This is a genomic window from Noviherbaspirillum aerium, assembly GCF_008929045.1.
GTDB classification, from domain to species: domain Bacteria; phylum Pseudomonadota; class Gammaproteobacteria; order Burkholderiales; family Burkholderiaceae_D; genus Noviherbaspirillum; species Noviherbaspirillum aerium.
In genome coordinates this window covers 14,584-27,928 of record NZ_VFAH01000010.1, presented here as the reverse complement: position 1 = coordinate 27,928, position 13,345 = coordinate 14,584, and the positions used below count along the sequence as shown (strand labels likewise).

12 protein-coding genes are annotated in these 13,345 nt (G+C 63.6%); 4 read left to right on the top strand and 8 right to left on the bottom strand.

Annotated features, from left to right (window positions below; translation table 11 throughout):
- Positions 1-6: 6 nt before the first annotated feature.
- Complete coding sequence (tgt, locus tag FH061_RS15585; protein ID WP_151636760.1) at positions 7-1,134, bottom strand: tRNA guanosine(34) transglycosylase Tgt; 1,128 nt, start codon at positions 1,132-1,134, stop codon at positions 7-9.
- 8 nt (positions 1,135-1,142) lie between these two features.
- Positions 1,143-2,159, bottom strand: coding sequence for a tRNA preQ1(34) S-adenosylmethionine ribosyltransferase-isomerase QueA (gene queA, locus FH061_RS15580; RefSeq protein ID WP_151636759.1), 1,017 nt, complete (start codon positions 2,157-2,159; stop codon positions 1,143-1,145).
- A gap of 217 nt (positions 2,160-2,376) precedes the next feature.
- On the opposite strand from queA, the gene recG reads away from it, so the two are divergent.
- Both recG and FH061_RS15570 read left to right on the top strand, forming a co-directional pair.
- Complete coding sequence (recG, locus tag FH061_RS15575) at positions 2,377-4,566, top strand: ATP-dependent DNA helicase RecG (protein WP_151636758.1); 2,190 nt, start codon at positions 2,377-2,379, stop codon at positions 4,564-4,566.
- A 199-nt stretch (positions 4,567-4,765) separates the two neighbouring features.
- The gene (locus FH061_RS15570; protein WP_151636757.1) at positions 4,766-5,713 is read left to right on the top strand and encodes a hydrogen peroxide-inducible genes activator; all 948 of its coding nucleotides are present in this window, start codon (positions 4,766-4,768) and stop codon (positions 5,711-5,713) included.
- 202 nt (positions 5,714-5,915) lie between these two features.
- On the opposite strand, the gene FH061_RS15565 is transcribed toward FH061_RS15570, so the two are convergent.
- The 4 genes from FH061_RS15565 to ugpB all read right to left on the bottom strand — a co-directional run bounded on the left by FH061_RS15565 (position 5,916) and on the right by ugpB (position 10,243).
- A complete protein-coding gene (locus FH061_RS15565; protein ID WP_151636756.1) occupies positions 5,916-6,992 on the bottom strand; it encodes a sn-glycerol-3-phosphate import ATP-binding protein UgpC in 1,077 nt (358 codons plus the stop codon).
- Positions 6,993-7,055: 63 nt separating this feature from the next.
- On the bottom strand, positions 7,056-7,907 hold the full coding sequence (ugpE, locus tag FH061_RS15560; RefSeq protein WP_151636755.1) for a sn-glycerol-3-phosphate ABC transporter permease UgpE: 852 nt from the start codon (positions 7,905-7,907) through the stop codon (positions 7,056-7,058).
- A gap of 30 nt (positions 7,908-7,937) precedes the next feature.
- The gene (gene ugpA, locus FH061_RS15555) at positions 7,938-8,822 is read right to left on the bottom strand and encodes a sn-glycerol-3-phosphate ABC transporter permease UgpA (RefSeq protein WP_151636754.1); all 885 of its coding nucleotides are present in this window, start codon (positions 8,820-8,822) and stop codon (positions 7,938-7,940) included.
- Between the two features lie 101 nt (positions 8,823-8,923).
- Entirely contained in the window at positions 8,924-10,243 is a 1,320-nt protein-coding gene (ugpB, locus tag FH061_RS15550) for a sn-glycerol-3-phosphate ABC transporter substrate-binding protein UgpB (RefSeq protein WP_151636753.1), read from the bottom strand.
- Between the two features lie 198 nt (positions 10,244-10,441).
- On the opposite strand from ugpB, the gene ubiA reads away from it, so the two are divergent.
- Together ubiA and FH061_RS15540 are read left to right on the top strand one after the other, a co-directional pair.
- Complete coding sequence (ubiA, locus tag FH061_RS15545; protein ID WP_151636752.1) at positions 10,442-11,296, top strand: 4-hydroxybenzoate octaprenyltransferase; 855 nt, start codon at positions 10,442-10,444, stop codon at positions 11,294-11,296.
- Between the two features lie 103 nt (positions 11,297-11,399).
- The gene (locus FH061_RS15540) at positions 11,400-11,786 is read left to right on the top strand and encodes a DUF883 family protein (protein ID WP_151636751.1); all 387 of its coding nucleotides are present in this window, start codon (positions 11,400-11,402) and stop codon (positions 11,784-11,786) included.
- Between the two features lie 42 nt (positions 11,787-11,828).
- Here the strand turns inward: FH061_RS15540 and proC are convergent, their stop codons facing one another.
- Together proC and FH061_RS15530 are read right to left on the bottom strand one after the other, a co-directional pair.
- Positions 11,829-12,650 (bottom strand): pyrroline-5-carboxylate reductase, encoded by an 822-nt coding sequence (gene proC, locus FH061_RS15535; protein ID WP_151636750.1) that lies wholly within the window; start codon positions 12,648-12,650, stop codon positions 11,829-11,831.
- Positions 12,643-13,344 (bottom strand): YggS family pyridoxal phosphate-dependent enzyme, encoded by a 702-nt coding sequence (locus FH061_RS15530; protein WP_151636749.1) that lies wholly within the window; start codon positions 13,342-13,344, stop codon positions 12,643-12,645. Before FH061_RS15530 ends, proC begins: the two co-directional genes overlap by 8 nt.
- Position 13,345: the final 1 nt, after the last annotated feature.

Sequence of the window (13,345 nt, the reverse complement as noted above, 5' to 3'; positions counted from 1 at the left end):
TGCGCGCTAGACGCCGCGCGCGCGGTCGGCGTGGAACTGGATGACAAAAGCCTGGAAGCGATCTTCGTCAATGGCTGCGCGGATTTCCTTCATCAGCTGCAGGTAATAGTGCAGGTTGTGAATGGTGTTCAGGCGCGCGCCGAGGATCTCGCCCGCCCGGTGCAGGTGGTACAGGTAGGCGCGGGAGAAGTTGCGGCATGCATAACAGCCGCAGCTTTCATCCAGCGGCTTTTCATCATCTTTATAGCGGGAATTCTTGATCTTCAGATCGCCGAAGCGGGTGAACAGCCAGCCGTTGCGCGCATTGCGGGTCGGCATGACGCAGTCGAACATGTCGACGCCGTTGGCCACGCCGGCCACCAGGTCTTCCGGCGTGCCGACGCCCATCAGGTAATGCGGCTTGTCGGCCGGCAGGCGCGGGCCGACGTGCTCCAGCACCCGCATCATGTCCTCTTTCGGTTCGCCGACCGACAGGCCGCCGATGGCGTAGCCTTCGAAACCGGTTTCCTGCAGCCCTGCCAGCGACTCGTCGCGCAGGTTCTCGTACATGCCGCCCTGCACGATGCCAAACAGGGCGTTCGGGTTTTCCCCCTTGTCGAATTCATCACGCGAGCGCTTGGCCCAGCGCAGCGACATGCGCATCGACTTGCCGGCCTCGTCCTCGGTGGCGGGGCGGTCGCCGATCTGGTACGGCGTGCATTCGTCGAACTGCATCACGATGTCGGAATTGAGCACGCGCTGGATCTGCATCGAGATTTCCGGGGACAGGAACAGCTTGTCGCCATTGATCGGCGAGGCGAACTTCACGCCCTCTTCCGTGATCTTGCGCATCGCGCCCAGCGAAAACACCTGGAAACCGCCGGAGTCGGTCAGGATGGGCTTGCTCCAGCCGATGAAGCGGTGCAGGCCCTCGAACTTGCCGACCACGTCCAGACCGGGACGCAGCCACAGGTGGAAAGTGTTGCCGAGAATGATCTGGGCGCCGATTTCCTCGAGTTCGAGCGGCGACATCGCCTTGACCGAACCGTAGGTGCCGACCGGCATGAAAATCGGGGTTTCCACCACGCCGTGGTTGAGCGTCAGCTGGCCGCGGCGGGCTTTGCCGTCGGTCTTGAGTAGTTTGAAATTGAGCATGTCGGAATTCAGAGTCGGGTCAGTAGCATGGCGTCGCCATAGCTGAAGAAACGGTAGCGCTGCTGTATCGCATGCGCATAGGCGTCGCGGATCTGCCGGTAGCCGGCGAAGGCCGACACCAGCATCAGCAGCGTGGATTTGGGCAGATGGAAATTGGTCACCAGGCGGTCGACCGTCTTGAAGGCATAGCCCGGCGTGATGAACAGCGCGGTATCGGCGCTGCCGGCCTGCAGTTCGCCCGACTGCGAGGCCGATTCCAGCGCACGCATGCTGGTGGTGCCGACGGCCACCACGCTGCGTCCGGCAGCCTTGGTCGCGCGCACGGCATCGACGGTGTCCTGCGCGATGGTGTACCACTCGCTGTGCATCTTGTGCTCGGCCAGGTTTTCGGTGCGCACCGGCTGGAAAGTGCCGGCGCCCACATGCAGCGTCACGTAAGCGAAACGCACGCCCTTGGCCCGCAGCCTGTCGAGCAGCGGCTGGTCGAAGTGCAGGCCGGCGGTGGGCGCGGCGACCGCGCCAGGCTCCTTCGCATAGACGGTCTGGTAACGCTGCTCGTCGACGGCATCGGCGGCATGCTCGATGTAGGGCGGCAGCGGCAGGCGACCGTGGGCCTCGATCAGTTCGAACACATCCTCGGGAAAGCTCAGCGTGAAGAATTCGCCGGCGCGTTCGCCGACCGTGACATCGAAGGCATCGGCCAGGCGTATGCGGCTGCCGGGCTGGGGCGACTTGGAGGCGCGCACCTGGGCGTGCACGGTACGGTTGTCGAGCACCCGCTCGACCAGCACCTCGACCTTGCCGCCGGTCTCCTTGGCGCCGAAGAAGCGGGCCTTCAGCACCCGGGTATTGTTGAAGACCAGCAGATCGCCCGGCATGAGCAGATCGACAAGGTCAGCGAAGGCGCGGTCGACCGGGCGGTCGCCGTCGACATGCAGCAGGCGCGACGCGCTGCGCTCGGGCAGCGGCAGTTGCGCGATCAAATCTTGCGGCAGGTCGAAATCGAAATCGGAAAGGGAATACATGCTTCAGGATCGCTAGAACGAGGCGGCGGTCGGCGCGCAATGGCGTTATCCGGTATGCAACGGCGCTGCCCGACTTGGCAAGATTGCCATACAATGGCAGGCGCGCCCTTGACTGCAATCGCTGCAACCGGTATCGGATTGGCAGTGTCGAACTGCGTGATACGCCGACTTCCGCAAACAAAACCCGCTATTTTACGCCTTGCCGCCCGATTCACGTATGCCTGACTCCAAGCCCACGCCAGCCGCCCCCGAGAAGAGCCCGGACCAGGCCAAGGCCAAGGCTGATGAGAAGCCCAAGGCCAAGGCCAAGCCGAAGCCGAAAGCCACCAACGAAAGCAAGCTGGCCAAGCTCGGCCTGCGCAGCGACATGGATCTGGTGCTGCATCTGCCGATGCGCTACGAGGATGAAACCCAGATCCGGCCGATCAGCGACGCCGGCTTCATGGGCGGCAACGCGGCCCAGGTCGAAGGCCTGGTCACCGACTGCGACATCCAGTACCGGCCGCGCCGCCAGCTGGTGGTGACGATCGCCGACGACAGCGGCTCGCTGGTGATGCGCTTTCTCAATTTCTACGGCAGCCAGGTCAAGCAGTTCGCGGTCGGCGTGCGCATCCGCGCGCGCGGTGAAATCCGCCACGGTTTTTTCGGCGCCGAGATGGTGCATCCGACTTACAAGGTGGTCGAGGAAGGCGATCCGCTGCCCGATTCGCTGACACCGGTCTATCCCGCCGGCGAGGGCCTGTCGCAGTCCTACCTGCGCAAGGCCATCTCCAATGCGCTCAAGCGCGTGGACTGGCGCGACACCCTGTCGCCGGCATTACTGGATTCGCTGCAGCTGCAAGGCTTCGAGCCGTCGGTGAAGCTGCTGCACAATCCGCCGCCGGACGTCGACGAACATGCGCTGATGGAGCGCACCCATCCCGCCTGGACGCGCATGAAGTTCGATGAACTGCTGGCGCAGCAGCTGTCGCTCAAGCGGGCGCAGCAGGCGCGGCGCGCGAAAGGCGCGGCGGCCCTGCCGGTCGTCGGCACTCTCTCGGAAGCTTTCCTCAAGGCCCTGCCCTTCCAGCTGACCGATGCCCAGCAGAGGGTGCTGGCCGAGATTCGTGCCGACCTGCGCGAGTCCTTTCCGATGCAGCGCCTGCTGCAGGGCGATGTCGGCAGCGGCAAGACCGTGGTCGCCGCGCTGGCGGCGGCGCAGGCCATCGACAGCGGCTTCCAGGCGGCGCTGATGGCGCCCACCGAAATCCTCGCCGAGCAGCATTTCCGCAAGATCGCACAGTGGATGGAGCCGCTCGGCGTGCGGGTCGCCTGGCTGACGGGCAGCCTGAAGAAGAAGGAAAAGGAAGCGGCGCAGGCGATGATCGGCTCCGGCGAAGCCCATCTCGTGATCGGCACGCATGCGCTGATCCAGGAAGGCGTGGAATTCACCCGGCTCGGCCTGGTGATCGTGGATGAACAGCATCGCTTCGGCGTCGGCCAGCGGCTGGCGCTGCGCAACAAGGGGCTCGATGCGAAGGGGCTGGATGCGGCGGGCGTCGGTCCCGGGAACGCCGGGAGGAACGCGGGACAAGGCGATCAGACCGTGCCGCACCAGCTGATGATGTCTGCCACGCCGATTCCGCGCACGCTGGCCATGACCTATTACGCCGACCTGGAAGTGTCGGTGATCGACCAGCTGCCGCCGGGCAGGACGCCGATCGTCACCCGGGTGATCGACCAGAACCGGCGCGAGGAAGTGATCGAGCGGGTGCATGCGGCGGCGCTCGAAGGCCGGCAGGTGTACTGGGTCTGTCCGCTGATCGAGGAGTCGGAAGCGCTGCAGTTGCAGACCGCGACCGATACCCATGCCGCGCTGTCGGCCGCCCTGCCCGACCTGCGGGTGGGACTGGTGCACGGGCGCATGAAACCGGCGGAGAAGCAGGTCGTGATGGATGCCTTCACCCGCGCGGAGGTGCATGTGCTGGTCGCCACCACGGTGATCGAGGTGGGCGTCGACGTGCCGAATGCCTCGCTGATGGTGATCGAGCATGCGGAGAGGTTCGGCCTGTCGCAGCTGCACCAGCTGCGCGGACGCGTCGGCCGGGGTTCGGCGGCGAGCATCTGCCTGCTGCTCTACCAGAGCCCGGTCGGACAGGTCGCCAAGCAGCGACTGATGACGATGCGGGAAACCACCGATGGTTTCGAGATCGCGCGGCGCGACCTGGAAATACGCGGGCCGGGGGAATTCCTCGGGGCGCGGCAGTCGGGTGAGGCGATGCTGCGCTTCGCCGACCTGGAACGGGACCAATGGCTTGTCGATAAGGCGCGCGGTCTCGCACAGATGCTGCTGCAGAACGACCCTGCCACCGTCGAGGCGCATCTGGCGCGCTGGCTGGGCGGGCGCGAGGAATTCCTGAAGGTATGAGGCTCGCCACGCTTCATGCCAACCGCGAACGCCGGCATGGTTTTGGCATCGAATGCGATCGCCGCTCGCGCCGGCAGATCCATTTGCTGCAAATCCCGGAATAGCTTATATACTGTCACTATCGAACTTAAAAAATCAATTGATTTTGGAAAATACGGAGTGATCCCTCTCCCGTCAAGCATTGAGGTAAGCAGTACACATGACACTGACTGAATTGAAATATATCGTTGCCGTTGCACGTGAAAAACATTTCGGACATGCAGCCGAAGCCTGCTTCGTTGCGCAGCCGACGCTGTCGGTCGCCATCAAGAAGCTGGAGGACGAACTTGGCGTCACCATTTTCGAACGCGGCGGCACCGAAATCTCGATGACGCCGCTGGGCTCGCAGATCGTCGCCCAGGCCGAGCGCGTGCTGGAACAGACGGCGGCCATCAAGGAAATCGCCAAGCAGAACAAGGACCCGCTCGCCGGGCCCTTGCGCCTCGGCGTCATTTACACGGTCGCGCCCTACCTGCTGCCGCCCCTGGTCAAGACCATGATCGAAACGGTGCCGCAGATGCCGCTGGTGCTGCAGGAAAATTTCACCACCAAGCTGATCGAACTGCTGCGCCAGGGCGAACTCGACGCCGCCATCATGGCCCTGCCCTTCGCCGACCAGGGCTTGATGGTGCAACCGCTGTATGACGAACCCTTCGTGGTTGCGCTTCCCAAGCACCATGCCTGGGCCAGCCGTGACGCCATCGATGCGGAAGAGCTGAAATCGGAAACCATGCTGCTGCTCGGCAATGGCCATTGTTTCCGTGACCAGGTGCTGGAAGTGTGCCCCGAGATGGCGCGCTTCTCCACCTCCGGCGACGGCATTGCGCGCACCTTCGAGGGTTCGTCGCTGGAAACCATCCGCCACATGGTGGCTTCCGGGATCGGCATCACGGTGCTGCCGCAGGCTTCGGTGCCCGACATGCAGGCCAAGGACGGCATGCTGCGCTATGTGCCGTTCAAGGAACCCGGACCGTCGCGCCGCGTCGTGATTGCCTGGCGCAAGAGCTTTACCCGCAGGCCGGCGATCGAGGCGGTGCGGCAGGCGGTGCTTGCCTGCGACTTGCACGGGGTGATGATGCTGGACGAGGCGGAGACGGCGGAGGCTTGATTTGGACGAGCTCCCTTGTCCCGCAGGCGGAGCTTTGCAAACACTCGGTGCTTGAGTGAAGGTTGGGGTTGAGGGGATCGTACGACCTCATGCGGTTTTAACGCCGCCCTCACCCCCGGCCCCTCTCCCGCCTGCGGGAGAGGGGAGTCAGGACCGGTGCCAGGTTATTTCCCTCATCGAGGCGCCAGCGTCCGGGCTTTCGCTACACGTCGATCCGCCGCGTACTCTGCGGATCAAACCAGTGCATGGCCGCCGCTTCGAACCCCGCCTGCACCTGCTGCCCGGCCTCAACCGCAATTCCCGCCGGCGCGCGGATCACCAGCGGATGGCCGCCGGCCTGCGCATGCACCAGGACATCGGCGCCCAAGGCCTCCACCATTTCCACCTGCATCGCAATGCCCGGCCTGCCGAGAACCAGATGCTCCGGTCGCACGCCGAGAATGCAATCGCGATTGGCCAGTGATCCCATCGCGCCCGGCAAGGTGATGCCGGCGCCATCGCCGAGCATGAACTGCGTACCGTCGATGCCGAGCTTGCCGGGCAGCAGGTTCATCGGCGGCGAACCGATGAAGCTGGCGACGAAGGTGGTGGCGGGCTTGCCGTAAACCTCGGCCGGCGTGCCGATCTGTTCCGCGCGGCCGGCGTTCATCACGATCATGCGCTGCCCCAGCGTCATCGCCTCCACCTGGTCATGGGTCACATACAGGCTGGTGGTGCCGAGCGCGCGATGCATCTTCTGGATTTCCAGCCGCATCTGCACCCGCAGCTTGGCATCGAGATTCGACAGCGGCTCGTCGAACAGGAATACCGCCGGCTCGCGCACGATGGCGCGGCCCATCGCAACCCGCTGGCGCTGGCCGCCGGAAAGCTGGCGCGGCGTGCGGTCGAGCAGCGCGCCGAGTTCCAGGATCCTGGCCGCCTTCTGCACCCGCGTATCGATGTCCGCCTTGGAAAACTTGCGGATCTTCAGTCCATACGCCATGTTCTCGTACACGCTCATGTGCGGATACAGCGCATAGTTCTGGAACACCATCGCGATGTCGCGGTCCTTCGGTTCCAGGTTGTTGACCACGCGGTCGCCGATCACGATGTCGCCGCCGGTGATTTCCTCCAGTCCCGCCACCATGCGCAGCAGCGTCGACTTGCCGCAGCCGGAAGGGCCGACCATGACGATGAATTCGCCGTCGGCGATATCGATGGAAATGCCATGGATGACATCGACGCCCTTTGCGCCCTTGCCGTAGGTCTTGGTGATGTTTTTCAGATGTACTTGTGCCATGTGTGCCTGCGTCCCTGAGCGATCCCGCGTTGGAGCACCGGATCCCCTGTCTTGTTCATTCGTTTATTTTTCGGAGTCCACCAGACCCTTGACGAACCATTTCTGCATGATGACCACCACCAGTCCCGGCGGCAGCATGGCCAGGATCAGCGTGGCCATCACCATGTTCCATTCGATGGCCGCGTCGCCGCCGGTGATCATGGTCTTGATGCCGATGCCGATCGGATACATGCTCTGCTCGGTCGCCACCAGCAGCGGCCACAGATACTGGTTCCAGCCATAGATGAACATGATCACGAACAGCGCGATGATGTTGGTGCGCGACAGCGGCCACAGCACATCCTTGAAGAAGCGCATCGGCCCCGCGCCGTCGATGCGCGCCGCTTCCGCCAGCTCGTCGGGCACGGTCAGGAAAAACTGCCGGAACAGGAAGGTGGCGGTGGCCGATGCGATCAGCGGTATGGTCAGGCCGGCGTAACTGTTGAGCATGCCGAAGTCCGACACCACCTGGTAGGTCGGCGTGATGCGCACTTCGACCGGCAGCATCAGCGTGATGAAGATCATCCAGAAGAAAAAGCCGCGCCCCGCGAAGCGGAAGTAGACGATCGCGAATGCCGACAGCATCGAAATCGTGATCTTGCCGATGGCGATGATCAATGCCGACGCCAGGCTCACCCACATCATGCGCGCCACCGGCGGCACCGCCGCGTTGCCGGACGCGCCGCTGATGATGACCGACGCATAGTTGTGGAAGAACTGGTCGCCGGGAATCAGCGAGATCGGCGCCATTGCCGCCTGCTCCGGCGTCTGCGTGCTGGCGACGAAGGCCACGTACACCGGAAAGGCGACGATGGCCACGCCGAGGATCAGCACCAGGTGGCTGATGAAATCGAGGATGGGACGGCGCTCAATCATGGCGGCCCTCCCCGCTCAGTGTGAATGTCTTCATGAATACTGCACCTTCTTTTCCACGTACTTGAACTGCACCACGGTCAGCGTGATGACGATGACCATCAGCACCACCGACTGCGCCGCCGCGCTGCCGAGGTCGCCGCCCTTGAAGCCGTCATGGAAGACCTTGTACACCAGGATCTCGGTTTCCTTGCCGGGGCCGCCATGCGTGGTGGCTTCGATGATGGCGAAGGTATCGAAGAACGAATACACGATATTGATCACCAGCAGGAAGAAGGTGGTCGGCGACAGCAGCGGAAAGACGATGGTGAAGAAGCGCCGCACCGGGCCAGCGCCGTCGATGGCCGCCGCCTCGATCAGCGATTTCGGAATCGCCTGCAGGCCTGCCAGGAAGAACAGGAAGTTGTAGCTGATCTGCTTCCAGATCGCCGCCATCACGATCAGGATCATCGCGTGGCGGCCGTTGAGCAGGTTGTTCCACTCGATGCCGATGCCGCGCAGCGCATGAGCGAGGACGCCGAGCGTCGGATTCAACAGGAACATCCACAGCACGCCCACCACCACCGGCGAGACCGCGTAGGGCCAGATCAGGAAGGTCTTGTAGACCGACGCGCCGCGCATGATGCGGTCGGCGAAGACGGCAAGGATGAGCGACAGCGACAAGCCGAAGAAGGCCACCATCACCGAGAACATGGCGGTGGTCTTGAACGACTCCAGATAGTTGGAGTCGTTGAACAGGTCCTTGAAATTGTCGAACCAGACGAATTGCGACGAGGCGCCGAAGGCATCCTGGATCAGCACCGACTGGTACAGCGCCTGCACCGCCGGCCAGAAGAAGAACAGCAGCGTGACGAGGATTTGCGGGGCCACCAGCGCATAAGGCAGCCAGGCCGATTTGAAACGGGCGCGTTTTTCCATGAATGAAGCGAATAAAAGTAGCGCAGGCCTCCGTGCCTGCGCTTTAAGGTAACCGATGCATCAAGTGCGGGCACGGAGGCCCGCACTACCTGGACGGCGCCTTACTTGTTCGCCTTCTCGAAACGCACCAGCAGTTCATCGCCGCGCTTGACCGCGGTGTCGAGCGCTTCCTTCGCCGTCTTCTTGCCGTTCCAGACGGTCTCCAGTTCCTCGTCGATGATGGTGCGGATCTGCACCATGCTGCCCAGGCGCAGGCCGCGCGACTTGTCGGTGGTCTTGACGATCATCTGCTGCACCGGCACGTCGGGACCCGGCGTCTTTTCATAGAAGCCCGACTTCTTGGTCAGATCGTAGGCGGCGGTGGTGATCGGCAGATAGCCGGTTTCCTGGTGCCACTTGGCCTGGATTTCCGGCTGCGACAGGAACTTGAAGAACTTGGCGACCGCCTTGTATTCGTCGGTCTTCTTGCCGCTCATGACCCACAGCGAGGCGCCGCCGATGATGGTGTTCTGCGGCGCGCCCTGCACGTCGTTGTAGTAAGGCAGCGGCGAGACGGCGAACTTGAACTTGGCGTTCTTGGTGATGTTGGCATAGGCGGAGCTGGACGAGGTCAGCATCGCGCATTCGCCGGAATAGAACTTGGCTTCCGGCTCGTTCTTGCGGCCGGCATAGGTGAAGTAGCCCTGCTTGGCCCAGTTGGAGAGATTCTCGATGTGCTTCACATGCAGCGGGCTGTTGAACTTGAGCCTTGCGTCGAGGCCGCCGAAGCCGTTGTTCTTCGAGGCGAACTCGACGTTATGCCAGGCCGAGAAGCTTTCCAGATGCACCCAGGACTGCCAGCCGGTGGTGTACGCGCATTTCTCTCCGCCGGCCTTGAGCTTGGCGGCGGCGGCCACCACTTCCTGCCAGGTCACCGGCGGCTTGTTCGGATCGAGCCCGGCCTTGGCGAACATGTCCTTGTTGTAATAGAACACCGTGGTCGAACTGTTGAACGGGAAGGACACCATGTCGCCCTTGGGCGAGGTGTAGTAGCCGGCGACCGCGGGCACATAGACCGAAGCGTCGAATTTTTCGCCGGCGGCCTTCATCACTTCGGTGACCGGCATGATCGCGCCCTTGGAATACATCATGGTGGCGGTGCCGACCTCGAATACCTGCAGGACGTGCGGCGCATTGCCGGCGCGGTAGGCGGCGATCGCGGCGGCCATCGCCTCTTCGTAGTTGCCCTTGAAGATGGGATTGACCTTGTATTCGCTCTGGCTCTTGTTGAACTGGTCGGCCAGGCCGGCGACGCGCTCGCCGAGAGCGCCGGTCATCGAATGCCACCAGGCGATTTCGGTTGCGGCAAAGGCAGGGAGGGTGATTGCGGCGCCCGTGGCGCACAGGCTGGCGGCGGCCAGCGCCTTCCATCGAAATTGCATGTCTTGTCTCCAGAAATTTTGTAGTCTATTGGTGCGATATGACAGCCCCGTTACGATAACTGAAACTTCGCGCACGGCGCTTATAATTCGATTTTGCAGCGCAAAATCCCCATGCGGGATGCGGGCACCGGCGCAAGTGTAGCCGTGTTCCGCAGAACGCGTTGCGGTCTTCATCAACTTCCATCGAAACAGCAGCCCATGAACCGCCTTGCCCTCTATGCCCGCCTGGTCCGCCTCGACAAGCCCATCGGCATCCTGCTGCTGCTGTGGCCGACGCTGGCGGCGCTATGGTTCGCGGCCGAGGGCAGGCCGGACTGGAAACTGGTCGCCATCTTCACGCTCGGCACCATCCTGATGCGCTCGGCCGGCTGCGCGATCAACGATTACGCCGACCGCGACTTCGACAAGCATGTGAAGCGCACCGCGGAACGGCCGCTGACCAGCGGCAAGATCGCCGGCTGGGAAGCGGTAATGGTGGCCGCCGTGCTGGCGCTGGTGTCCTTTGCGCTGATTCTGCCGCTCAATGCGCTGACCAAGCAGCTTTCCGTCGCGGCTGTCCTGATCGCCGCCAGCTATCCCTATTTCAAGCGCTTCTTCGCGATACCGCAGGCCTATCTCGGCATCGCCTTCGGCTTCGGCATTCCGATGGCCTTCGCGGCGGTGCAGGACAGCGTACCGGTGGCGGCATGGCTGCTGCTGATCGCCAATATCTTCTGGGCGGTCGCCTACGATACCGAATATGCGATGGTGGACCGTGACGACGATCTCAAGATCGGCATCAAGACCTCGGCCATCACCTTCGGCCGCCATGATGTGGCGGCGGTGATGCTCTGCTATGCGGTAAGCTTTGCGATCATTCTCGTGGTTGGCTGGCAATATGGGCTGCGCTTCTGGTTCGCCGCCGGCCTTGCGGTAGCGGCGGCGTGCGCGGTCTATCATTACCGGCTCATCCGGGAGCGCGACCGCATGGGATGCTTCACCGCCTTCCGCCATAACAACTGGCTGGGCGCGGCCATCTTCGGCGGCATTGCGCTCGACTATGCGCTGCGCTAGCGAAGCGTTGTGGACTTAAGGAAATCATTTGACGCAGCGCAAGATCAAGCCATCAAGCGCCCCTATACACTGCAGACAACCCCACCACCAAGCGGAGCCCGCAATGGACAATGAATACAACGACTACAACGACGGCAACGGCCAATCCGGCAACTCACGCGACCGGCTGCTGGACGACATCAGGCGGGTCATGCGGGAGGCCGAGGAGCTGCTGCGCAGCACCGGCCAGCAAGCCGGAGAAGGCTATCAAGCCGCCCGCGAACGCTTTGAATCGACGCTCAGCACCGCCCGGCACAGCATATCGGAGCTCGAGGATCACCTCGCCGTGACGGCACGCGAAACAATGGAGAGCACCGATCGCTATGTGAAGGAAAATCCCTGGCAGGCGGTCGCCGTCGGCGCGCTTGCCGGCATCGCGCTCGGCGTGGTGGTCGGCATCAGCCGCCGTTACCGGCCTGCGCGCAAGGATCGGGAATTCGGGGAGGATTGATGCGGATGGCGGGTCGGCGCAGGAAGCGCGACCCGCTTGTGCTCAATCCCTGCCGAATTCCTCGCCCAGTTCCTTGCCGCGTGCGGCAGCCGCCTTCAGCGCCTTGCCGATCGCGTCCTTCACGCCGCTGGCCTCCATGCTCGTCAGCGCGGCATAAGTGGTCCCGCCCTTGGACGTGACCCGCTCGCGCAGCAGCGACACCGGCTCCGTCGATTGCGCCGCCAGCTGCGATGCGCCGACGAAGGTGGCGATCGCCAGTTCATTGCCCTGCTCCGCGGTCAGGCCCATTTCCTGCGCCGCCTGCTGCATCGCCTCGATGAAATAGAACACATAGGCCGGACCGCTGCCGGACACCGCGGTGACCGGATCGATCAGCGCCTCGTCGCTCAGCCAGACGGTGGCGCCGACCGCGCGCAGGATGGCATCGGCGGCATCGCGCTGTTCCGGCGACACGCCATCCATCGCCACCATGCCGGTGATGCCCTTGCCGATCAGCGCCGGCGTGTTGGGCATGGTGCGCACGATGGCGCGATGCCCGCCCAGCCAGCGCGACAGGTCGGCGGCGCGGATGCCGGCGGCGATCGACAGGATCAGCTGGCGCGTCACATGCGGGCGCAGCTGCGCAACCACATCCTTCATCTGCTGCGGCTTCACCGACAGCACGATCACGTCGCACTGCGCCAGCCCGGCATCGATGCCGCCCGCGGTGGTGACGCCGAACTGCTGCCGCAGCCTGTCCAGCGCTTCCCCATTCGGGTCGACCACGTGGATGTTGCCGCCATCCGTGAGCTTGCCGGCGAGGCCGCCGATCAATGCGGTCGCCATGTTGCCGCCGCCGATGAATCCGATCTTCAAGTTAGCCATAGTGTCGTTGTCCAAAAATTGCTGTTCCTATCCTGACGATGGTGGCGCCTTCGGCAACCGCAGCCGCAAGGTCCGCCGACATGCCCATCGACAGGGTGTCGAGTTCAATGCCCTGCCTGCCGATATCTTCCGCCAGCAGGCGCAGCTGCCGGTGCGGCGCGCGCTGCGCCTCTTCGTCGGCGGCCGGCTCGGGAATCGCCATCAGGCCGCGCAGCTTCAGGCGGGGCATGGCGGCGATGCGCTGCGCCAGCGCTGATGCTTCCCGCGGCATCACGCCGCTCTTGCTGGCTTCGCCGCTGATGTTGACCTGCAGGCAGATGTTGAGCGGCGGCAGATGCGCGGGCCGCTGGTCGGACAGGCGCTGCGCGATCTTTTCGCGGTCAACCGAATGCACCCAGTCGAAATGCTCGGCGATCGGCCGCGTCTTGTTGCTCTGTATCGGGCCGATGAAATGCCATTCCAGCAACAGGTCCGGCCGCTGCGCCTTGACGGCTGCCATCTTGTCCAGCGCTTCCTGCAGGTAGTTTTCGCCGAAGGCGCGCTGCCCGCACTCCGCCGCCTCGATCACCGCGTCGGCGCCGAAGGTCTTGGAGACGGCCAGCAGCACCACGCTGTTGCGATCACGCGATGCGGCCCGGGCGGCAGTGGCGATACGGTCGTTGACGGCTTGCAAGTTGCTGGAGATTGGGGACATA